This is a genomic window from Caloranaerobacter longqiensis, from assembly GCF_050286925.1.
GTDB lineage: Bacteria > Bacillota > Clostridia > Tissierellales > Thermohalobacteraceae > Caloranaerobacter.
The window spans coordinates 273504-296669 of sequence record NZ_JBFWFX010000001.1 but is presented as its reverse complement, the minus strand read 5'-3'; the positions used below and the strand labels follow the sequence as shown (position 1 = coordinate 296669).

General features: G+C 30.1%; 28 protein-coding genes and 1 pseudogene. 4 read left to right on the top strand and 25 right to left on the bottom strand.

What is annotated here, in order from left to right; all coding sequences use genetic code 11:
* Positions 1-47: 47 nt before the first annotated feature.
* Positions 48-461 (bottom strand): DUF86 domain-containing protein, encoded by a 414-nt coding sequence (locus AB4Y15_RS01520; protein WP_427337998.1) that lies wholly within the window; start codon positions 459-461, stop codon positions 48-50.
* Positions 462-917: 456 nt separating this feature from the next.
* Between AB4Y15_RS01520 and megL the strand changes: the two genes are divergently transcribed.
* Positions 918-2090 carry a methionine gamma-lyase gene (gene megL / locus AB4Y15_RS01515; protein WP_427337997.1) on the top strand — a complete coding sequence of 391 codons (1173 nt, stop codon included), beginning with the start codon at positions 918-920 and terminating at the stop codon, positions 2088-2090.
* A 61-nt stretch (positions 2091-2151) separates the two neighbouring features.
* Here megL and AB4Y15_RS01510 read toward each other — a convergent pair whose 3' ends face one another.
* Positions 2152-3129 (bottom strand): type I phosphomannose isomerase catalytic subunit, encoded by a 978-nt coding sequence (locus tag AB4Y15_RS01510; protein ID WP_427337996.1) that lies wholly within the window; start codon positions 3127-3129, stop codon positions 2152-2154.
* Positions 3130-3163: 34 nt separating this feature from the next.
* The gene (fabZ, locus tag AB4Y15_RS01505; RefSeq protein ID WP_427337995.1) at positions 3164-3595 is read right to left on the bottom strand and encodes a 3-hydroxyacyl-ACP dehydratase FabZ; all 432 of its coding nucleotides are present in this window, start codon (positions 3593-3595) and stop codon (positions 3164-3166) included.
* A gap of 480 nt (positions 3596-4075) precedes the next feature.
* Here fabZ and AB4Y15_RS01500 point away from each other — a divergent pair, with 480 nt between their 5' ends.
* The 3 genes from AB4Y15_RS01500 to AB4Y15_RS01490 are packed head-to-tail and all read left to right on the top strand — an operon-like array spanning position 4076 to position 7840.
* Positions 4076-4783: an ABC transporter ATP-binding protein gene (locus AB4Y15_RS01500; protein WP_427337994.1), complete on the top strand. Its 708-nt coding sequence runs from the start codon at positions 4076-4078 to the stop codon at positions 4781-4783.
* Between the two features lie 28 nt (positions 4784-4811).
* A complete protein-coding gene (locus AB4Y15_RS01495) occupies positions 4812-6494 on the top strand; it encodes an efflux RND transporter periplasmic adaptor subunit (protein WP_427337993.1) in 1683 nt (560 codons plus the stop codon).
* A gap of 20 nt (positions 6495-6514) precedes the next feature.
* Positions 6515-7840 (top strand): ABC transporter permease, encoded by a 1326-nt coding sequence (locus AB4Y15_RS01490; RefSeq protein WP_427337992.1) that lies wholly within the window; start codon positions 6515-6517, stop codon positions 7838-7840.
* 274 nt (positions 7841-8114) lie between these two features.
* On the opposite strand, the gene AB4Y15_RS01485 is transcribed toward AB4Y15_RS01490, so the two are convergent.
* The 22 genes and pseudogenes from AB4Y15_RS01485 to AB4Y15_RS01380 form a co-directional block, all read right to left on the bottom strand.
* Positions 8115-8567 (bottom strand): hypothetical protein, encoded by a 453-nt coding sequence (locus AB4Y15_RS01485; RefSeq protein WP_427337991.1) that lies wholly within the window; start codon positions 8565-8567, stop codon positions 8115-8117.
* 121 nt (positions 8568-8688) lie between these two features.
* Positions 8689-9690 (bottom strand): lipoate--protein ligase, encoded by a 1002-nt coding sequence (gene lplA / locus AB4Y15_RS01480; RefSeq protein WP_427337989.1) that lies wholly within the window; start codon positions 9688-9690, stop codon positions 8689-8691.
* Positions 9680-11392, bottom strand: coding sequence for a dihydrolipoyl dehydrogenase (gene lpdA, locus AB4Y15_RS01475; protein ID WP_427337988.1), 1713 nt, complete (start codon positions 11390-11392; stop codon positions 9680-9682). The genes lplA and lpdA overlap by 11 nt, the downstream gene beginning before the upstream one ends.
* Before the next feature lie 51 nt (positions 11393-11443).
* The gene (locus AB4Y15_RS01470) at positions 11444-11800 is read right to left on the bottom strand and encodes a carboxymuconolactone decarboxylase family protein (protein WP_427337987.1); all 357 of its coding nucleotides are present in this window, start codon (positions 11798-11800) and stop codon (positions 11444-11446) included.
* A gap of 101 nt (positions 11801-11901) precedes the next feature.
* Positions 11902-12324, bottom strand: a complete 423-nt coding sequence (locus tag AB4Y15_RS01465; protein ID WP_427337986.1) for a MarR family winged helix-turn-helix transcriptional regulator — start codon at positions 12322-12324, stop codon at positions 11902-11904.
* 222 nt (positions 12325-12546) lie between these two features.
* Complete coding sequence (locus tag AB4Y15_RS01460; RefSeq protein WP_427337984.1) at positions 12547-12948, bottom strand: hypothetical protein; 402 nt, start codon at positions 12946-12948, stop codon at positions 12547-12549.
* A gap of 97 nt (positions 12949-13045) precedes the next feature.
* Entirely contained in the window at positions 13046-13957 is a 912-nt protein-coding gene (locus AB4Y15_RS01455) for a DEAD/DEAH box helicase (protein ID WP_427337983.1), read from the bottom strand.
* Positions 13958-13964: 7 nt separating this feature from the next.
* On the bottom strand, positions 13965-14906 hold the full coding sequence (locus tag AB4Y15_RS01450) for an SNF2 helicase associated domain-containing protein (protein ID WP_427337982.1): 942 nt from the start codon (positions 14904-14906) through the stop codon (positions 13965-13967).
* A gap of 32 nt (positions 14907-14938) precedes the next feature.
* Positions 14939-15421: an SWIM zinc finger family protein gene (locus AB4Y15_RS01445; RefSeq protein WP_427337981.1), complete on the bottom strand. Its 483-nt coding sequence runs from the start codon at positions 15419-15421 to the stop codon at positions 14939-14941.
* Between the two features lie 54 nt (positions 15422-15475).
* A complete protein-coding gene (locus AB4Y15_RS01440; RefSeq protein ID WP_427337980.1) occupies positions 15476-16588 on the bottom strand; it encodes a polysaccharide deacetylase family protein in 1113 nt (370 codons plus the stop codon).
* Positions 16589-16884: 296 nt separating this feature from the next.
* The gene (locus tag AB4Y15_RS01435) at positions 16885-17037 is read right to left on the bottom strand and encodes a hypothetical protein (RefSeq protein WP_427337979.1); all 153 of its coding nucleotides are present in this window, start codon (positions 17035-17037) and stop codon (positions 16885-16887) included.
* Positions 17038-17156: 119 nt separating this feature from the next.
* Positions 17157-17360: pseudogene (locus AB4Y15_RS01430) on the bottom strand (DUF8451 domain-containing protein); the annotation flags it as partial.
* Between the two features lie 12 nt (positions 17361-17372).
* Positions 17373-17738 (bottom strand): AlbA family DNA-binding domain-containing protein, encoded by a 366-nt coding sequence (locus tag AB4Y15_RS01425; RefSeq protein ID WP_427337977.1) that lies wholly within the window; start codon positions 17736-17738, stop codon positions 17373-17375.
* A 52-nt stretch (positions 17739-17790) separates the two neighbouring features.
* Positions 17791-18267 carry a VanZ family protein gene (locus tag AB4Y15_RS01420; RefSeq protein WP_427337976.1) on the bottom strand — a complete coding sequence of 159 codons (477 nt, stop codon included), beginning with the start codon at positions 18265-18267 and terminating at the stop codon, positions 17791-17793.
* A gap of 184 nt (positions 18268-18451) precedes the next feature.
* Positions 18452-18667, bottom strand: coding sequence for a nucleotidyltransferase domain-containing protein (locus AB4Y15_RS01415; protein WP_427337975.1), 216 nt, complete (start codon positions 18665-18667; stop codon positions 18452-18454).
* A 204-nt stretch (positions 18668-18871) separates the two neighbouring features.
* Positions 18872-20137, bottom strand: coding sequence for a TldD/PmbA family protein (locus AB4Y15_RS01410; protein ID WP_427337974.1), 1266 nt, complete (start codon positions 20135-20137; stop codon positions 18872-18874).
* Positions 20127-21572, bottom strand: a complete 1446-nt coding sequence (locus AB4Y15_RS01405; protein WP_427337972.1) for a TldD/PmbA family protein — start codon at positions 21570-21572, stop codon at positions 20127-20129. The genes AB4Y15_RS01410 and AB4Y15_RS01405 overlap by 11 nt, the downstream gene beginning before the upstream one ends.
* Before the next feature lie 361 nt (positions 21573-21933).
* On the bottom strand, positions 21934-22131 hold the full coding sequence (locus AB4Y15_RS01400) for a hypothetical protein (protein ID WP_427337971.1): 198 nt from the start codon (positions 22129-22131) through the stop codon (positions 21934-21936).
* 2 nt (positions 22132-22133) lie between these two features.
* Positions 22134-22244: a HepT-like ribonuclease domain-containing protein gene (locus AB4Y15_RS01395; protein ID WP_427338144.1), complete on the bottom strand. Its 111-nt coding sequence runs from the start codon at positions 22242-22244 to the stop codon at positions 22134-22136.
* Between the two features lie 35 nt (positions 22245-22279).
* Positions 22280-22420, bottom strand: a complete 141-nt coding sequence (locus AB4Y15_RS01390; protein ID WP_427337970.1) for a hypothetical protein — start codon at positions 22418-22420, stop codon at positions 22280-22282.
* Positions 22413-22538: a hypothetical protein gene (locus tag AB4Y15_RS01385; RefSeq protein ID WP_427337969.1), complete on the bottom strand. Its 126-nt coding sequence runs from the start codon at positions 22536-22538 to the stop codon at positions 22413-22415. The genes AB4Y15_RS01390 and AB4Y15_RS01385 overlap by 8 nt, the downstream gene beginning before the upstream one ends.
* Before the next feature lie 293 nt (positions 22539-22831).
* Complete coding sequence (locus tag AB4Y15_RS01380; RefSeq protein ID WP_427337968.1) at positions 22832-23128, bottom strand: hypothetical protein; 297 nt, start codon at positions 23126-23128, stop codon at positions 22832-22834.
* Positions 23129-23166 lie beyond the last annotated feature (38 nt).

The window sequence follows — 23166 nt, the reverse complement described above, 5'->3', positions numbered from 1 at the left end:
TTATTTTTCTATTATTCATTATTATTTTAATTAATCTTTATTAATAGCTAAATTATATATTCCAATACATATTTCTTAAAATGCCTAAAATCTCTTATAATTTCTTCTAGTAAAACATATAACTCCTTCTTATTCATATATTTTAAATAGTCATACTTCAAAGTAAATACATACTTTATCTTTTTCACCAAACTTTCTGAAAGCCATGAAGGATACACCTTGTTATATCCTAGTATCCTTATCATCTCTCTGTAATCATCTGTCTTTTTAAAGTTACAGTAATCGATAACCATTCTGCACACATCAACAATATTTTTAAGACCTAATATAATAAATCTTTCTGTCCCTCCATATATAAAAGGCTCATGTATGAATGTTTCCTCATCATATGTATAAGCTACAGATAATATCTCTGTATATTTCTCCAATACATCTAATTCCTTCTTTATCATTTTAATCATTTCTCTACCTCCCATCTAGTAGTATGTTATCGCCTTTTAATAACTTTTACCAGTATTTCTTATAATCCATAGGAAATTATAAACTGTATTAATTTGTGGATAATTTTAAATATAATTTCCGTAATGGATTAGGGCAAAATCTTCCTTAATTTATTTAAATCGAAGATTTTGTTCTATTAACATTGGTTCTATTTTACCTTTCGTTACTCTTTTTATTAAATATGAATTTCAAAAACAAAGCCATATTATCTATAAATCTACTCGGAATTTTTTTGATATTTGAGAAAATATATCACAGCATTATTATCATAAATTTTTGTAATAAAGCTAACTTCATAATCATTCGTTAATTTGCTTACTTTTTTTGTATATAAATTTAGTAAAATTAATCCAAAAATATTATAATAAAAATATGGAAATTTTTTAAATTAATAATTTGATAGGGGGAGTATGAAAATGAAATTTCACACAAAAGCGATTCATGCAGGACATAAGCATGATAAGTCAGCTGGTGCACACGTTACACCTATTTTTCAAACATCTACTTTCATCTTTGATAGTGCTGAACAAGGAGCACGTAGGTTTGAAGGCGTTGAAGAAGGTTATATTTATACTCGTTTAGGAAATCCAAATATATCTGAACTAGAAGAAAAAATGGCTGCATTAGAAAATGGCGAAGCTGCTATCGCAACTGGTTCTGGAATGGCTGCCATATCTACTGTTTTTCTCTCTTTATTAAAAGCAGGTGATCATATAGTTGCTGGAAAAGCACTTTATGGATGTACTCATAGTCTAATGTCTCATGTGCTTCCACGTTTCAATATCGAGACAACGTTTGTAGATACATCCAACTTAGATGAAATTGAACAAGCTATTCGCAATAATACAAAAATTATCTACATAGAAACCCCTGCTAATCCTACCCTACAGATAGTAGATATTAAAGCTGTTTCTGAAATAGCCCACAAACATAATGCCTACTTAATTGTTGACAACACTTTTATGACTCCATACTTACAAAAACCTCTAGACTTAGGAGCAGACATCGTTGTACATAGTGCAACAAAATATATTGGTGGTCATGGTGATGTTGTTGCAGGTATTATTGTCAGCTCAAATGACATTATCGCAAACATGAAATTCCCTTACTTTAAAGATTTAGGTGGAATCATTAGTCCTTTCGACGCTTGGCTTCTAGTTCGTGGTCTTAAAACATTAGGTCCAAGAATGGATATTCATTGTAAAAATGCAAAAAAAGTAGCTGAATACCTAGTAAATCATCCGGCTGTAAGCAATGTTCACTACCCTGGACTTAAATCCCACCCTCAACATGAACTAGCTAAAAAACAAGCAAAAGATTTCGGTGCAATGATAGCATTTGAGTTAAAAGGTGGTATTGAAGCAGGAAGAACATTAATGAATAGTGTTAAGATGATATCTTTAGCAGTAAGTTTAGGCTGTGTTGATTCATTAATACAACATCCTGCAAGTATGACTCATTCTCCTGTTCCAAGAGAAGAAAGATTGAAAGCTGGCATCACTGACGGTTTAGTTAGACTTTCAGTAGGAATAGAAAATGTAGAAGATATTATAGCAGATTTAGACCAAGCTTTGGCTAAAATAAAATAAGATTATAAAACCCCACTTTTTTAGCTACAAGTGGGGTTTTCTCTATTTTAATACTAAAAATTTAATTATTCACTACTTCCAGTATTTCTTTTTCTACCTTTTTTACATCTGGAACATAGCTTTTTAAAACCTTCATTCTGCCACTAAATTTATATTCGCCTAAACTTGCTGGTATAAGTAAACTATCGCCTTTTTTAATCTTTTCTGTACCATCTTTGTATATAATTTCTCCTTCTCCTTCTACACATGTAAATATAAAAAATCTCTCTTCATCACTACATTCTTCAAACGAATCAAAAACGTCATATAATTCAAGTGAAAAATCTTTACATAAACAGTAATATGTTTTGGTATATCCTTCTCTTTCTATTTTAATCCCTTTACTTTTTCTACCTTCTAAACTTAAATCTACTACATCTAATGCCTTATCGATATGTAGTTCTCTACCTCTGTTGTAGTCATACACCCTATAAGTCGTATCACTATTTTGCTGGATTTCTGCAATTATTACACCTTCACCAATTGCATGTATTAGTCCACTTTTTACAAAATATACATCACCTTTTTTTACAGGTACTCTATTTAAATATTTATCAAGTTCACCAGTTTCAATAGCTTTTCTAAATTGTTCCTTAGTGCAATCCTTTGTTCCTAATATTAAATTTGTTCCTTCAAAAGCTTCAACAACATACCATACTTCTGTCTTGCCCATTTCGCCTTCAACTTTCATACCATACTCATCATCTGGATGAACTTGAACAGAAAGCTTGTCTCTAGCATTTATAAACTTTATTAATAATGGAAACCATTCTTGAGATATTTTAGTGCCAATGAGCTCAGAACCTTTAAGTTTTATTAATTCATCAAGTTTCATACCTTTAAACTCACCATTTGAAACTACACTTGTACCATTTTTATGACAAGCTACATCCCAGCTTTCACCTATATTGCCATCTGGTAAATTGTCTCTAAAATTTTTTAAATCTCTTCCTCCCCATATTTTCTCAAAATAAATATTTTCGAACTTCAACGGATACATGTCTTAAATCCTCCCATCTATACTAATACAATTTTTATTCATTATCAACTAAAGCAAACATCAATGTTCCTTTACAAGCTACTTCATCACCTACATAGGCAATTGCTTCTGCTTTGCCTATACCTCTTCTTAACGAAATAAGCTCAACTTCCATTCTCAATGTATCTCCTGGTTTTACCTGTTTTTTAAACCTAACCTTATCTATTCCTGTAAATACTGCTAGTTTCCCTTTGTTTTCCTCAAGACTTAATACTGCTACTGCTCCAACCTGAGCCATAGCTTCCACAATAAGTACTCCTGGCATTATAGGATTACCTGGAAAATGTCCCTGAAAAAAAGGCTCATTTATAGTTACATTTTTTATGCCTACTGCCTTTTTACCTTCTTCTATTTCGATAATCTTGTCAACTAAAAGAAAAGGATATCTATGTGGAATAATTTTTTGAATATCAACGTTTGTAAGCATAATATTCCCCCTCAACAAAAATTTAAAAAAGTTAATATAATATTATACTCTATATTTTATCATAAAAATCTATCATATATTATCAAATAATGGTTACATTTAATATACACTATTGAGTTTGTCGGGTTTTGCGTTCCATAGCTTTTTTATTGACATAAGGTAGCTTAATGATATAATAGAATATGATGGATTTTTGTCAAAATATTACTAGTGTTCAATAAATAAATACAAAAACTATTAACAAATCATGAATGACAAAAAATAGATATTCTGATAAATTTAGATATAAAAACAGCTGGTAACATCTGCTTTAATACAATTAAGCCAAATAAGCAGAAAGTTACCAGCTAATGTATAAATATAATTATATCAGCATTAATAGATTAATAAATCAATGGTAATATAATCTGAATTTTGAACACTAGTATTAAAATGTCTGTAAGTATTACTGATATTTTTTTCTAAAGGAGGGGGTATTTTTTGTCTCTACTTGAATTAAAAGGTATAACCCGAAGTTATAAAAATGGTCAAATTCAAGTAAATGCATTAAATGGAATTGATTTGAAAATTGAAGATGGAGATTTCGTTTCCATTATGGGACCGTCTGGTTCAGGAAAATCAACACTGTTGAACATAATAGGATGTCTTGATTTACCAACATCAGGTACATATATGATTAGAGATAAACATGTAGAAAAATTAAGAGATGGACAGTTAGCCGATATCAGAAATCAATTTATTGGCTTTGTATTTCAGCGTTTTCATCTTTTACCTAACTTGAGTGCATTAGAAAATGTCGAACTGCCACTTATTTATAAAGGTATTTTAGGTAAAAAACGAAAGAAAATTGCTAAAGAAGCATTGGAAGCTGTAGGTTTAGGGGATAGAATGAACCATTTACCATCACAGCTTTCTGGTGGAGAGCAACAGAGAGTAGCAATAGCTAGAGCTATAGCGAGTAAGCCCTCAGTAATACTTGCAGATGAACCAACAGGTGCATTAGATTCACGTACAAGCGAAACCATAATGAACATTTTCCAAAAATTAAATAAAGAATTGAAAATTACTATAGTACAGGTAACTCATGAAAGAAAAATAGCTCTATATGGACATAAAATATATCATCTTTTAGATGGAAAAATAGAAAATGTTGAAATATTGGATAAATCAACAGCAAAGAGCGTCTAAAAAAATTAAAATTTAGAAGGGGGATAATATGTTACAGCGTGTAATGATGATAATACTTATATTATTAATAGTGTTAGGCGGTGGACTTTATGCCTACAAACAATTAATGCCAGCAGAAGTAGAAGAAGTAACAGGTCCTGTTTATGCGACAAAAAAAGTAATCAGAGGCAATATTTCTGTAGGAGTTGAAACTAGTGGTAGACTTGATGCTACACATGGTGGCGGAATCAGAGTCCCTGGAAATATGGACTTCGACGGGCCTTCAATAAACTATGTAATAGAGAAAATCTTAGTAGAAGAAGGAGATCAAGTTAAAAAAGGTCAATTAATAGCAAAATTAAAATCATCTGATATCGAAAAGGAAATTGATAGCAAAAAAGAAAGTTTGAAAATGAAAAAAGAACAGTTAGCTGAAATGACAGGTACTCCTTTAGAAAAGATAGATAGTATAAATCCTGCAAAGGGGATTACCATAAAAGCTCCTATCAGCGGAAGGATTATAAATTTAAAAGTAGAAGAAGGCGACAAATTAGAACTTGGATATTTAGTATGCAGAATTGTAGATGATTCAAAATTCAAAGTAAGAGCAAAATTGACACCTGTAGAAATAAAGAGAGTAAAAGAAGGACAAAAAGTTGTTTTACGTTTCCCTAACTTTGATAATTTATATGAGGGTACAATAACCGAAGTTAGTCAAGACCCAGCACCAGATAAAGATGAAAACGGAAATCCTAAAGGTTTTGTATACTGGATAACTGTAGTAGCTAAAAATCCTGGATTAGTTCAACCTGATATGGATGTTTATGTAGGTTTATCAGATGATAACAATCCTTCTTTCACAAACTTCTTTGTTAATAAGGCTAAAGTAGATAGCTTTATAGAAGAAAAAAGAGTTATCAACAGAGCAGAGGGTATAGTAACAGAAGTTTTTGTCCATGACATGGAAGTTATAAAAAAAGGTGAACCTATCTTATCAATGGCTGGAGCTGACACTCAAAAAATGATACAAGACAAACTAGAAGAAATCAAATTGCTTGAACTAGAAATAAGTAAATTAACAAGCAGTTTAGACAATTTAGAAATAAGATCAAAACTAGATGGTATAATTGCATATATTGGTGTTCAAGAAGGAGAAACTGTTACACCTGGTAGATGGATTGGCTCTGTATTTAATACAAATGAAATGGAAGTATGGGCACAAGTTGATGATATAGACATAGTCAATGTAAAACAAGATGCACCTGTTAAAGTAACAGTAGATGCCATTCCTGGTAAAGTATTTGAAGGTAAAGTTATTGATGTTTCAACAAGAGGCGAAAATAATAATGGAATAACAAAATATGATGTAATCATTCAAGTTAAAGGTGATTCTCAATTAAAACCTGGTATGCAAGCAAATGTATATATCGATGCTGGAAGTGCTGAAAATGTACTATTAGTACCTATCGAAGCTATATTCGAAGAAGATGGGAAATTTATGGTAGAAATCTTAGAACCCGATGGAACTGTAAAAGCAGTACCTGTCAAACTAGGACTTATGAATGACCGCTATGCAGAAGTGAAAAGTGGAGTAAAAGAAGGCGACCTTGTAATAACAGGAAGTAGTGCAGACATACTTCCAAGCGAACATATAAAATCTAATGATACATTGCTGCCAGATAAAAAGAACGATAATCCCAAAGAGCAGCAAAATACAAACACAAAAAAATAAAAATAAGGAGGAATAAGTAAATGACTAATAAGATACTTTCCTTCTTTATAAGATGTTGGTTTGCTGCAAAAATGGCTGCTCATGGGATATTGTCTAAACCTTTAAGGTCTGCTTTAACAATATTGGGAATTGCAATAGGAGTCGCTTCTGTTATAAGTTTGATGGGTATAGGTGAAGGGGCTAGGAAAGCTGTTATCGAACAATTTGAAAGTTTCGGTTCTAATGTAATTATAATTAAAGCTCATAAACCTTTCGTAGAATTTGATGCTGAAGAAGCACAAGAATTAGTCGAAAGGGTAGAAGGTTTAGAAATGGCCAGCCCCGTTATTAAAACCAACACATTAATAAGATGGAAAAGAACCAGAGGAAATGTGGATATAATAGGTGTAAATGAACAATTTCCTCAAATCCGAGATCATAAAGTTATTTCTGGACATTTCTTTACCAAACTTCATGTAAAACAACGTGCTCCAGTTGCCGTTTTAGGATATAACATAGGAAGAGGTTTACTAGGAGGGCGAAGTCCTGTTGGACGTACTATAAAACTAAATGGTGAAAATTACAGAATCATCGGAGTTCTTGCACCTAAAGGTGCAGGCAATGCAGACGATATAGATAATAAAATTTTAATTCCATATACTGCAGCACAAAAAATAGCCGAAAAAAGAACTGTTGAAGAAATTTGGGGAAAAGCCGCTTCAAAAAGAGACGCAGACTTAGTAGTTGTGCAACTAGGAAGAATATTTAAAAGAAAATTAGGAATAGATCAAAAAGCACCAACAGCCGCACTTAGAGCTCAAAACAATCCGAATGGCGAAAAAAATTCAGATTCAGATGGAGGAGAATTTGACGAAGATAGACCTCCAAGAAATAACAATACATTTATGCCAACTAAAGGTGAAGATTTAATAACTATAACTAGTTTGAACAAACTTGTAAAAGAAGCTGATAAAGCCAATCGTGTAATGACACTATTATTAGGTGGAATAGCTGCCGTATCTTTATTAGTAGGCGGACTTGGTATAATGAATATAATGCTAGTTGCAGTAACTGAAAGAACAGAAGAAATAGGAGTAAGAAGAGCATTAGGAGCAAAACAAGGAGATTTACTATTTCAATTTATTCTAGAAGCATTATATGTAAGTATAATAGGTTCTATTGCTGGAATTGTAGCAGGAATATGGGGTATGAACATATTCGAAAAATATGGATTTGAAACAGCCATAAGTTTACAGGCCATAAAAGTATCAACCGTAGTTGCACTAGTATCTGGTCTGTTATTTGGAGTATATCCTGCTGTATCAGCTTCATCAGTTCCACCTGTAGAAGCATTGAGAAGACAATAAATCTATCATTGAAATATTAGGTGAACACGAAATATCAATTAGAACTTTAAGACGTAGACCATTATAAAAATAATAGCCTAAAATACATCCGAAATCGTATAATTATATCATAACTAAAAACTAAAATAACAGATATTAATAAAATAGAGTAGGTAAAAGCTAAGGAAAATTTTCCTTAGCTTATTTCTTCTTTTAAAGACCTTTTTAAAGCTACACTCCAAGAAATGCTTGAAGCAGAATTAGAAATCTTTTTACCCATTTGTATTTATGGAAGCTATACACTATACATTTTTTCTATGTTTGCTTGTTTTAATCTCGCAATATCTGCCCAATTATTTGCTGCAGCTTCTTCAATTCTATAAATCTCTCTTTTTATTGTTTGTATATCCCCTTTTATATGTGCTATATCATTTTGCATTTGATCATATTCTGCTTTATTCACCTGTGCTGAATGTTCTAGAGCTTTAACAATTTCATAAGTTTCATCTATTTTACTTTTCATACCAGCCATTTCAACTTTTACGTCTTTTACTTCGTCTCTTATACCTTTTATCTCGCCTTGCATACCCTTCATTTCACTTTGCATACCATCAATCTGGCTCTGCATACTATTCATTTGATTCTGCATACCATTAATCTGACTTTTTATGCCCTTCATTTCGTCTTTTAAAGGTTTTAATTCTTCTTTAAGCATATCTCTAATTGTCAATAATAATTCTTTTTCCATAATCACACCGCCTTAATATAATTAAAACAAAAAAACACTTCATTACTATCATTATAAATTAATCCAAAAAGCAATGCAATTTTTACTTTCTATAATTTGTAATGAATTCAGGTTTTTTACTTTATATATTCTTTGTACTAAACCATCTTTTTAAATCTTCAATGATAGTTCTATTACTTGAATTAGTAGAAATACTTTCTATTCTGCTAATAATATTTTCTTTACAAAATGGAATTCCTTCTAATAATCGTGAGATTTCTTGAATTAAGTTATATTCTATAGCGTCCGAATAAATTACCGATGATTTAATATATCCATTTTCTAATTTTAATCCTATATCTATATCTCCCCACGAAAATCTATTTCTGAAAGTAATATCGAAGCTAGGGGTTTCTCCATATCTCCATTCCCAAGAAGCATATTTATGGTATAACTTTTCAACATCTTTTGTGAAAATAACCTGATGAAATTCTTTAGTAGTTTCTCCGTAAAATTCAATAAAACTTTCTTCTAAACTTTTCACCATATCCTCTATGGTAATGCTATTTTTTATACTCGATAAATTCACTACTCTTGATTGAACAGAATCAACACCTTTTGAATTCAATTTTTCTTTCGATACTTGTAAATAACGATTTAATTTTTCAAAATCTGTATTAATTAAAAGTGTACCATGATGATATGCTGAATTAGTATCGAAATAAAAAGCATTTCCTGAAAATTTCTTTCCTTGAACTGTAAGGTCGTTTCGCCCGGAAAATTCAGCTTCTATACCTAATTTCCTTACCGCTCGTAAAATAATTTTTAGCTGGTTCTCCAGATTATATAATTTTTTATCCATTATAAAAGTAAAATTCAAATTACCTAAATCATGAAAAACCGCTCCGCCCCCTGATAATCTACGAGCTAATTTTCCACCTTCATTTTCTAATTCACTACATCTACATTCCTTCCATGGATTTTGATTTCTACCAATAACTACTGTATTTTCGTTTTGCCATAAATACAAAATCATCTGATTTTCAGATACTTTATTTAACAAATACTCTTCTAATGCTAAATTATACCATGGGTCAAATGATAAAGACTGAATTATCTTTGTTGCTACTTTTTTATTCGACAAAATGTATAGCACCACCTTCTACAGCTAATGCTGCCTCATGTATAACTTCTGCTGTTGTTGGATGTGCATGTATCGTTTCTACAATTTGTTCTGCAGTCAACCCATTTTTGATTGCTAATGTAACTTCTGCTATTAGATCGGTTGCATGTGGTCCTATTATAGCACCTCCAATAATTTTTCCTGTAGCTTTTTCTTTAATAATTTTGATAAATCCTTCACTTTCCCCTAATGTTAATGCTTTGCCATTTGCAACAAATGGGAACTTGCCTACTTCTATTTCTATACCTTCTTTTTCAGCAGTCTTTTCACTAACTCCAACTACTGCTATTTCGGGATCTGTAAAAATAGCACTAGGTACACAATCATAATCCATTTCACAAGTTTCTCCCATAATATTTTTTACAGCTATTATTCCTTGATGTGATGCTACATGGGCAAGTTGTATTTTATTAGTTACATCTCCTATCGCATAAATGCCAGGAATATTAGTTTCCATATTATCATTTACTCTAATTCCTTTGCCATTATCATTTAATTCTATTCCTAATTTCTCAATATCTAAACCATCAAAGCAAGGTACTCTTCCTACTGCCATAAGCACTTTTTCTGCAGTAACATATTTTTTCTCGTTATCTTTTGTAAATGAAACGATACATTGCCCGTCTTCACTCTTAATAATTTCTTCTACTTTTGCACCTGTATATATCTTAATTCCTTTATTGATTGCAATTTTACTTATCTCTTTAATAATGTCCTCATCAAGATTTGCAAGTACTTCATCTAAATATTCAATAACCGTTACATCTACTCCAAAATTTGCAAATATAAAGGCAAACTCCATTCCGATAACACCGCCACCAACAATAACCAATTTATTCGGCAATTCTTTTAATTCCAAAGCTTCATCGCTATATATTACATTTTCTATATCTATACCTGGAATTGGTAGTTTAGATGTTTTAGAACCTGTAGCAATTATTATATTTTTAGTCTTAATTATTGTTTCTTCCATTCCTTTTTTTACATAAACTGTTTCTTTGTCTTGTATCTTTCCTGCACCACTTATTACCTGTATTTTATGTTTGCTTAAAAGATAATGTATTCCTTTCACCAACTGATTTACTATATTATTTTTTCTAGTAATCACTTTTTTAATATCAATATTAACATTTTCAGCATAACATCCAAATTTCTCCGCCTCTTTTAAGTTCTTATAAATTTCTGCACTGCGAACTAATGATTTTGTAGGAATACATCCTCTATTCAAACAAGTTCCTCCTACAGTATCCTTCTCTACTAAAACAACTTTAGCACCCATTTTAGCAGCCTGTATTGCCGCCACATATCCTCCAGGTCCTCCACCAATAATAGTAATATCGCTTTCTATCTCTTGTTTTTTAGGTTTTAATAAATTGCCAAAGTACTCAAAACCATTTTTCACAACCGTATTCTCTGGCTCTACCTTTTCTCCATTTATTATAGCTAATATATCTCCTACATTAATTATATCTCCTTCCTTAACTTTTATATCTTCTATTTTCCCAGAAACAGTTGATTTTATAGGCATACTGCTTTTATTGTCTTCTATATCAAATAAAATATCTCCTGCTTTCACATCGTCTCCAACTTTTTTATGTAATCTTATAATCTTACAATTTATACTATTGTTTGGTAATTTATCTACCTTAATCTCAATTCTCATTTTTATACCTCCCTTTAAAAAGTATAAGGCAGCATAACACTGCCTTATTTACTACTTATTAAAATCTGGTGCAAACTCATCTATTGAATCTTTTAATAAAGATACAGTGTATGCCATAGAAGGACCTCCACCAAAAGCTACAGCAACCATAGCTGCTTCCATAATCTCCTCACGGGTTGCACCTGCTTCAAGAGCTTTATAAACATGGAATACTATACAATACTCACAACGGTTATAAGCCGCAATTGCTACACTCATTAACTCTTTTGTCTTTGTATCAATAGCTCCTGGTTTATAAGCTGCTCCAAGTAAATTCATAAAAGCATTTACCTGTTCTTCATTAGTTTTGCTAACTTCTTTTAGCCCCTCCATAAAACTGTTTAAAATCTCCCTTGGATTTTTTGCCATTTTAAATCCCCCTTTTGATATGTATTTGCTATGCTAATTATTAGTATAGCAAATATTTGGTCGTACTTCAACCTTTTTTTCCCAAATCTAACTTTACAGTACTATCTTACATTATCCACCATCTTCTTTAGAACCCTTTTAAAAATTTCCATTTCCTCATCTGTAATATTTTTAGAGAGAATTTCACTCATCTTTTTACCTTCAGGAAGTAATTTTTCTCTTAATTCAATCCCCTTTTCCGTCAGATACAATTTTGTAATCCTCTCGTCTTCCAAATCTTTAACACGTATAACATAACCTTCCCTTTCCATTCTATCAATAAGTCTAGCAACTGTAGAATCTTTAATATTCATCTTTTCTGCTAATTCTTTTTGTTTTATCCCCTCACACTTACCTAAATAATATAGCGCAATCCATTGAACTCGTGTAACACCTAACTTCATTAATCTCTTATTAAAAGCTTCTGCTATCTCTTTACAGGCCTTACTTGTTACAAATGATAAACAAGTATCAATATCAAACATTTAAACGCCTCCAATATTATAATTTTTAGCTTAATGAAAAATTATTAAGGGCTTTCAATAATATCTTCAAAAAACAAATCAAGAACATTCACTTTCTAATATTATTAAATCATCTTAACTACGAAAGGAATGTTCCTAATAAAAATTATTATTTATTATATCATAAAAATACCATAAAATTTAAAAAAATAATCTTCACTTCTCTCTTTAAAGTGTAATCATTCATTTAGCTGCCTTTAATTCATTAATTTCGACCCAATTTTTAGCAGTTACCCGTTCTATTAAACAAATATCTTTTTTCATCCTATCAATATCTTTTCTTATCGCTTTTATATCTCCTTCAATAAATTCGATTTTTTCTATTGCTTTAGATTGTATTTGTAATTTTTCTTCTATGCTTCTTAACAATAAACCGTGCTCTTCTTTTATTCCACTAATCTCTAATTCTACTCTTTCTAGTCTTCCATTCATACCTTTAATGTTATCTTCTACCGCTCCTAATCTTTTGTCCACACCTTTGATGTTATCCTCTAGCGCTCCTAGTCTTTCGTCTATAGGTTTTAGCTCTTCTCTAAGCATATCTCTGATTGCACTTACTAAACCCACATCCATTATTTCCACCAACTTATATTTCTCCCTATTAATTAGTATATCATACAAAATAATTTAATCAATAAATAATTCTTCCTTAAAATGTCTTCGCTATACTTCAATAAAAGAATCAAAATTCAAATAATTCTCTGATTTCTTCTTCATTTAGTTTAGTTACTAATGTTTCACCTGGTTTTATTACTGCATTTATCATCTCCTTTTTCTTTTCCTGCAGCTTAAAAATCTTTTCCTCTATTGTTCCTTTAGTTATAAGTTTCATAACATGAACTGAATTTTTCTGCCCTATTCTATAAGCTCTATCTGTAGCCTGTTCTTCTACGGCTGGATTCCACCAAGGATCAAAATGAATAACCGTATCAGCCCCAGTCAAATTTAAACCAGTTCCCCCTGCCTTTAATGAAATTAAAAATACTTTTCCCTCTCCTCGATTAAAGGCTCTAACCAATTGTCCTCTTTCTTTAGTATCTGTAGAACCATCAAGATACTTATAATCTATTTTTTTCCTTTCAAGCATTTCTCTAATTATCTTAAGCATACTTGTAAATTGTGAAAATAAGAGTATTCTATGCCCACTTTCTATCGACTCATCAATTATCTCCTCTAAAAGAAGGAGTTTACCACTTTCCCCTTTAAAGTTTTCTATAAATAGAGACGGATGACAGCATATCTGTCTAAGTCTTGTCAGCCCTGATAAAATTTTTATATGACTTCTCTCAAATCCCTTATTTTTTATCTCTTCATCTATTTCATTCCTTATTTGATTAAGATAAGCAAGATAAACTTTTTTCTGCTCTTTCGTAAGTTCCGCTACTATTTTATGTTCTATTTTTTCTGGAAGCTCATTTAATACATCTTTCTTAAGTCTTCTAAGAATAAACGGACGTATATGTTTACTAAGTTCATTTAATGCATTACTATCTTTGTCCCTTACAATAGGTTTTTCAAATTTTTTCTTGAATTTTGTATGAGATAATAAATATCCCGGCATGATAAAATCAAATATTGACCAAAGCTCTGTCAAAGAGTTTTCAAAAGGATGAAATATCTCTTATTTTCATAGTCTTAAATGCTTCAGAATAATAGACATCAGCTATTTCTTGAATCTTTGGTATTTCATAATATATAAAATTATATATCTTTTCTTCATCCTTTAAATATATACGATTATTTTTTACCTTAAAATCTGCTCTTTCAAATATATCTATTAATTCTTTTTCTTTTTCAAAATCTCTAAGTAAAATTTTTCCATCTATAGAATTTTCATATCTATTTTTTGAAAAAGGATTTATAACTATATCTCCATATAAAAATTTCAATTCGGCAAAAATGCTATTCCCTTTTCTATCAAAATAAACTTCTCTCTTAATCTCTACACTATATATAGAATCCTTAACTTCCTTATCAATATTTACTTCACTAATCTTTTCTATCTTATGCAATATCTCTGATATAAAAGTTTCACTATATTTCTTAGGAATTCTTATAACATTATCTCGTCGTCTTGTTATAGCATTATAAAATGGTACAAATGTTTTCTTACAACTTTCTGAATTTTTATAGATTTTATTATTTGTAAAAAAGTACTCTCCATCGGTTGTCAAAGAAATTAACTCTCCATTTAAAGCATTAATTTCTAATAATAAATCGTCTTTTTCCTTTCCTAAATCAAATCTTATAGGCATGTCCTCATCAACTATACAAACATTTGAAAACTCTTCACCAAGTATAATTGCATTGAACTTTCTATCCTTCATTATGTCAAAAAATCTTTTTAATGTATATTGATTTAATGCTACTTTATTCCCTTTAAGAAGGCTATTTCCAGTATAGTTATATGATAAATTATTTATAATTCTTTCATTCTTATAAATCTCCATTAATAGATCAATAATTGGCTTGTCTTCCTTTTTAAATTCCTGTCTATCTAAATTAAGTGTAAATTGTTTCCCAAAATATAGTTCTTCTTTCATGTCTATGCTTTCGAGGAATTTTCGTATGCTTTTTACTTTATAAAGTTTTTTTCACCAATTCTAAGGCTTAAATATGATGCATTCTCTACTTCATATCCATAAGGAGCAAATTCATAGGTTATCTCTAAATTTAAAGGTACTTTTTTATCTGTATTTAAACTTCTAAAGTAATCTATAATTCCTTCTACTTCAACTGAAGATTTTGATGAATCAAATTCTCCACGTCTATCTCTAGCTATTATATCAAATAAAACTGCTATAATATGTTTACAACATCTCTCATACTTTTCATATGCAGGACATGTACAGCTTGTATATTTTAAAAAACCTTCCCTATCAAATATGACTTCTACATAATAATATTCATTCCCCTTAACTATAGCTTTAAATAAATTAGAGCTTTGAAAATACTCAAGCTCTTTTACTCTATTATTTAAATAATAACTTCTTCCTCTAATATAAGTACCCATATTTTCGCAAATATCTAATAACATAAATTCACTAATGTTAAACATACTTCACCTCAAATTTTCTTATTTCTCTTTGTTATTTAGTATATCATATTACTTTTATTTTACACTAATAATTTTCTTGAATTTCCATATACTAACATTAGGATTAATTCTTATCCTTTTCAATTGCAATAGATCATCTCCAGGTTTAACTTTTCCCGTTTTTATTGTAAATGCTAAAGTATAACCTAATTCTTTCAATATATTTAAAGTTTCTTCATTATATTGTCCATAAGGATAAGCCAAATACTTTGTATCTAGTATTTCCATACTGAGTTTAAGATCTTTAAGAACTTCTTCTTTATCTTTACAAATAACATAACTAATATTTTTATCATTTAATCTATGTAAATCATGAGTATGCGATGCAAAATCAAAAACATCCATACTTTTTTTAATTTCTTGCCAACTAATAATCTGTAGCTTCTCTGGATTAAATTCTGTCATTTGATATGGAATATGTTGTGTAATAATAAATACAGTAGCCCTAAAACCATATTGTTTTAGTAATGGATAAGCATAAACATAATTACTCTTGTATCCATCATCAAAAGTTATTAATACACTTTTTTTAGGTAAAAGTATTTCTCCTTTCAAATATTTTTCTAATTCATCTAAAGTTATAGTTGTATATCCTTGTTCATGCAGTACCTTCATCTGCTGACTAAAACTTTCTACTGCAATAACTGCTGAATTATTTACAAGCTTTCCTTTTATATCTTTCTTTTCTAATAAATGATGATACATAAGTACTGGCACATTTTCTGCAAAATTAATTTTATTAGTATTAACTATTTTCGACAATACATTTAATGGTACATAATATTTTCTACCTATAGTTTGTATATCAGTATGCATTTCTATGTTAACACCATTATCATTTATTAAAAATTTTTTGCTTTTTATATTTAATATCACTTTAAAATTATTGTCCTTTAAAAAAATTAAAAGATTCCTTTCATAATCTGGAATCATTTGATAGCCAAGCTCACTAAAAATATGGTTTACAGATACTAGAACACTTTTCGTTGCTACATTATCATCCATGGTAACATTGCCCAAAATTTCATCAGAATTTGTATATACAATAGTATTAAACATGACAATTGATACTACTAATAGTAATAAAACTATACTTTTAAATAATACTCTATTCCTTTTCTCATTCATTATTACATCCCCCTATACTCAGCTTTTTATAAATTCTTCATCAGTGTCACATTCCCAACTAAATCATCATTCTTAATAGCAAAAAAAATGCAGTTATTTATATAACTTTTCTACAAAATTTTACACACATTTTTCACTTATTTACCTAAATAGCACTTTTTTGTCTTTTTCATTAATTATTTCTTCAAAAATATATATTTTCCTGCAAAAAAACAAAAAAAGAGAACCCTCTTGCAGGGTCCGCTTCTTTCTGCTATTAGCAACTAATTTTTTTGCTGTCTTTTAGCAAGCAAAAATTATTTGATTTTCTCACTATAGTATTTTTGCTTTGGACTTGTAGGCTTATTAGGTATTGTAAGTTTTAGCAAATCACCTTTTATTTTTATCATATATTCTTCATTTATTTTATTATTACCTACTTGATCACTTACTTGGTCACTTGCTTGCACGCTTAAAGGAATAATAGTCTTAAAAACATCTCCTTCTATAAAAGTAGGTTCTGCACCAGAATAAATCTTATTATATTTATATATATTTCTAACTCCAGAACCAAATTCATCTACCCACCCTATTTCCTTAAAAAACTTGCATCTGTATCTTCCCTTCGTAAAATAGCATCGGTTCTATAATGAGGAAGTGCAGCATGGATTAGTTGCTCATCTCCAAAAATTAGTATACCGCCTAATGTAATACCTTCTTTACCACTCTGTAAATCCCTTAAACATAATCCAGCACTTTTTAAAAATTCTAAATCATCCATTGACTTCCATGGATGATTTGGCCTCTAATTAGCTGCCATTTTTCTAACCTTTATAAATATTTCTCTTTTTAGGTCTGAAAGCTTTGCATAATGAAAAATCCTATTTTCTGTATATGTGCTCTGTTTTCTCATATACATTACTGCTACTAAGTTTGTATTATTTGTAATTTCAAAATCGCCATCCTCATTTCTATCAAAAATTTTACCATTACATCTGTGTACCTGTGAGCTTTGTAGTTCGCCACCATTTCGATTTAAAAATGCACATACTGTTTCAAAAACATCTTTATTTAATTTGCTTTTACTTTCTTTAAATTCTACGTTTATATTCTCTCCATTCTGTAGTATTTTTTTATTCTCTCTATTTTCATAGCAACCACTTCCTGGCATTATTAATTTCTTTAATATTATTTTACTTTATTGTATTCATAATTTCTATTTTTTAAAGTACAATCTTTTCAACTAGTTTATAAATTCCAATCCCAACAAAAGCCCCTAAACTATCAATCAAAACATCAAGCACCTGTGCACCTCTACCAGGTACAAAAATTTGGTGGACTTCATCACTCGCAGCATAGAGTATACAAAATATTAGAGAAAATATAAATGCCCTAAAATCTCTAATTCCACTTGCCCTAAAGCCATTCATAACTAATATCCCAAGAACAAAATAAATCCCAAAATGGGCAAATTTCCTTACAATACGATTAAATTTTGATACCAAATCTGTTGTAGTACTACTCTCAATATCTAATGGAACTAATCGACCTACGTTTTCAATAATAACTTGTGTAACTTTTTTACTTAGTCTATCTGACTCTACTGCCGGTTGAGATGAAAAATAAAATATAAGGACAAGCCATAATAATACAACTGTCCATGATAATATGATGATTATTTTGTTTTTATGATTACCCATTTGCTGCATCCTTTTCAATCTCCTTCTTATGCATTCACCATTTAATTTAATCGCCCACTATGATTTTTTCATTTGAATGTTATCAACATGAGCCTTTTTAACTGTTCCATCAGCCAATGCATATTTCTGTAATTTTGAATATAACTGATTTACCTCTTCAGCTGTCATTATTTTTTCAGAACTTTCAATCTAACAATCTCTCCTTAAAATATCTTCGCTGTACTTCAATAAAAGGTTCAAAATCTAAATATTTTCTAACTGTAATAGAAAAATATCCAACTGAGTCAAAGTCTTGTCTCTTATAAATTATATTGTTATATTTGACAATTTCAAGCTTCAACATAAGAGGTGCTTCATTAAGTAATACTAAATCTATATTACAAAGGCCAACTTCAGCCAAATCAACAAGAATAGATAACTTTATATTTCTATTATAATTATACCGTTTTGCTTCAAGTTACCCAACAATTTGTTTAATAATTCTAAAGAAATTTTTGGATTTTAAATACTACATAAAACAAACGAGGGTATTAACCCTCGTTTATTTATGCATTGCCTGTAAAATGAAAGTTCTCGATTTTTAATGCTGGTACATAACTAAAACCTAAGAATCCTGGCACTTTCTTTCTTTAGTAATACCTACTACATTGTTAAATACTTTAAACATACTTTCAGTAAATCTTAAATTTTTCACACCGGATTTTATTTCTCCATCTTCAATCAAATATAAGCCATCTCTCGTAAGTGCAGTAAGCTGTGCCTGAGTCGGATCTACAGCATTCATATAGTGGAATCTTGTTACTAATAATCCCCTTTTTGTAGATTTAATAAGCTCTTCTAAAGTATCTTCTCCATTATTCATTACCAAGTTTAATGCAACCCCACCTATTTCTTTTCTGCCAACAGAATGTCCTGTTGTACTAACTCCATCTATAGCTGCACTATGTACATCATAAGCTAACTCTTTCGCTACACCTTTTTCAATTATGTTTAATTTTTTTCTCTCATATCCCTCAAAATCAAATTTAAGTGGAAGAGTATTCTTATTTTTAACATCATCTATTATAGTTATATTTTCCCCAAAAACTTTCTTCCCAATTTTCCCTGTCAAAAAACTCATCCCTGTTTGTACTCTTCTTGCTGAAAAACCTATATAGCTCATAAATGATAATAAATTTCCTACAGCTAAAGGTTCAAGTATAACTGTATATTCGCCAGGCTTAATAGAAATAGGATTTATTCCTAACTTTGCTTTTTCATATGCTGTTTTTATTTCTTTAACTACATCTAAATCTTCTGCCTTATTAGTATTTAGCGCAGCATACCCAGAAAAACCGTCTTTATGCATAACTACTGTATTAAAATTAACAGTATCTATCCTAGAATATCTTTTAGCTCCAGTACTACTTCCAATTGCATAGACAAATTTTTTTAAAGATAATGCCCCCGCAGCGGTAAATTCATCTTCTAATATTTCAACTCCCTTTTTTAATAATCTACTCCTGTTTGAGATGTCAAATTTTTTCGATATTTGTTCATCATACTCTTCATTTACTATTTCCTTTGGTTCAGAAAGTTTAGGTATTTCAACTTCGCCTTCAGGTAAAAACTTTAGGTTTTCTTCAGCCTCTTTTACCGCATTTTTTAAACTCTTTTCATCCAACAAATTTGTAGTAACTTTTGACTCTCTTTTTCCATCAATAACTTTTACTGTTACATTTACATCATACTTAAATACATTTTGATGTATTTGTGAATTTGCAAGCCTTGTTAGTCCTTCTTCTTCAGCAGTTACAAAAATTTCTGTATAATAGTTACAATGAGATAACGTTTTATCTATAATGTTATACGCTTCTTTTTTACTTAACATCTTTTACACCCACTTTCACTTTTCTAAATCTAGCTGGTGATGCCCCATGGGCAACATGAGCCGTTTGTGGTGGCTGTCCTTTACCGCAATTTGGCGTGCCATATACCTTCCAATATTTTTTATTACATACTCCATCACAACTTCTCCAAAACTGTGGAGTTATACCTGTATAAATTGGATTTCTGTAAATTTTTCCAGTAAATTCTCCATTTTTAATTTCATATGCTATTTCACATGCAAATTGAAAATTAAGTCTTTTATCATCTATACTCCAGCTTTTATTAGTAACCATATAAAAACCATATTCTATTCCTTTTACTAATTCATCAAACTCAAAGTCTCCAGGCATTAAACTAATATTTGACATCCTAACTATTGGAATGTTCCACCACTCATCAGCACGATTATTACCATTAGACATCCGTCCAATTTTAACTGCTGTGTCTCTTGATGAAATAAAGTTTTTAAAAATTCCTTTTTCTATAATTACTTCTCTTGTAGCCTTTACTCCATCATCATCATAACCATAAGTGCCAAGTGCAGTAGGAATTGTAGCATCCATTACTACAGTAACATGTTCAGAACCGTATTTAAAATTATCCATCATTTCTACCCCAAGAAAACTCATTCCTGCATATGCTGCTTCAGAACCAAAAACTCTGTCTAATTCTATAGGATGTCCAATACTTTCATGTATCTGCAAAGCTAGCTGTCCCCCATCAAGTATTATGTCATAATATCCTGATGGGCACTCCTCGGCATGAGTTAACATAACTGCTTCTTTAGCTATTTTTTCAGCATGTCCTACTAAATCTAATTTAAGCACATATTCATATCCTGCTGTTCCATGATTACCCCTAAATGAATTAGGATAACTTCTTATCTCTGTTATACCGTTATTTCTTGCAGTTGCAACTATTCCCCCTCCACTCTCGTAAAGCAGTTGAGTAATGTAGCTCCCTTCTGTGTCTGCAAATATCTTTTCCTGTTTTTGAAAATCCATTGTAGCATTAGTTCGAATAAGCTTAGCACTTTTTCTCATCGCTTTTTCTGCATCGAATAATAGCTTGATTTTTTCTGATTTTGATACAGTAAATGGATCAATTTCAATTTTAGTTTCATAATGGTCAACAACAACTTCCTTTGGTGCAAGTTTTATTTTTTCCCTTTGCAATAATCTACTGCTCTTCGCAATCTCTAGTGCTTTTAATGCAGTCTCTTCTAATTGTTCAAAATTTTGTGTGCTTGCAAAGCCCAGTGATCCGTCTAATATTACTCTTATTCCTGCCCCTTTACTTCTAGAATTTTCTAAATCCTGTACTTTAAGATTTTCTGTGCTAATCTTTTCTTTAATCGTATCTACAATTCTAATATCAGCGTAATCAACTCCTTTTTCTTTTAAAATAGACAGCACTTTTTTAATTTTTTCTTCCAATTTAAATCCCACCTTTTGCACTTGTTAATTTTACTTAAATAAATCTTTCGACTCTCTAAATAAAATCCCTGCCATATTTTAAAAATTTTCAAAAATTTTTTCATAAAATACAAATATCGATTGAAATAGTAAGTAAAATAACTGCTTAATCTAATATACTCACTCGTATTCAATGGATATAATAAAATAGGGTCAGTTTGAAATTTTCCTTTTTAAATGGAAATTTTTCAAACCTGACCCTATTTTAGTTCTATTTTATAATCAGAGTAAACACATTATCTTTTCTTATCGCTTTTATATCACCTTCAATAAACTCAATCTTTTATTTATACCTTACGAAAAGATGTTTATTTGGATTATGTCAAAAAATTTTTTGAATATTATCAACATGAGCCTTTTTAACTGTTCCATCAGCCAATGCATATTTCTGTAATTTTGAATATAACTGATTTACCTCTTCAACTGTCATTATTTTTTCAGAACTTTCAATATCCTTCTTTATTGTTTTAATTAGTATCATAACATCTTCATTAAAATAATAATTTTTATCATTAAGCACATTTAAAGTAATTTTGCAAATTCTTTAATAATTTTTTCTAAATCTATAAGGTCTTTATCAATAACTTCATAAACTATATCTAAATCGACATCAAGATAATCATGAACTAAAATATTTCTAAAACCTATAATCTTTATAAATACATCTTTTAATTTATCTCCAGTATATTTATTTTCATATGATATTTTTGGAAAAATTCAACCTTCCCTAAATTTTCATCAGCGATAATATGGTTTATATATTCCTTTGCCTTTTCAATTCTCTTTAACAAAACATTTTTATTAATCATTTAACAATCTCTCCTTAAGATATCTTCGCTGTACTTCAATAAAAGGTTCAAAATCTAAACATTTTCTAACTGTAATAGAAAAATGCATTTCACAGTTGAAAAATCCCCCATTTTTCAATCGAAAATTCCCCAGTAAATAAATAACAAATATGGAATCTATATTGGTGAATTGACATGGATCCTCTGCAAGTATGGTATATATGGCAAACTAGTAAATAAAAGGCTTAGCCAATTTCAATAGGCTACCATACCTGCTTCTCCATGTAAATTCTACTGGAATTAAAATAATGGTACTTTTTCTTGAAGTGGGGGAATTTTCAATTAATATCGTGGAGACTTTTCGATTAACATAAACACCCTTAACTTAAAACTTAGAACAGAATTAGTTAATACAGAGCATTCAGCTGATACTTATGGAATAGGTACTATTAACTTTAGCAATGGCTTTTTTGATGGCATTAGTATAGGTGGTTCATCTATTGACTTACCACATGCAGTAAAAGATTTACCACTATTAGGAGATACAATTGCTAAAAAATTGAAAGAATTAGGCTTTGAAGATGTTACTTTTACAACTGGTCGAATAGATGTAGGTATTAATGGAAGTATCGAAATTGTATGAGCAGAAATCCAAGACAAGTTCCATATCGGAATTCCGCCATATAAACCAGAAACAAAAGCTTTTGCAAGACTTACTTTTTCAATCAAAACAGACTGGGATGAAATTAAAAGATTAGCAGTAGGAG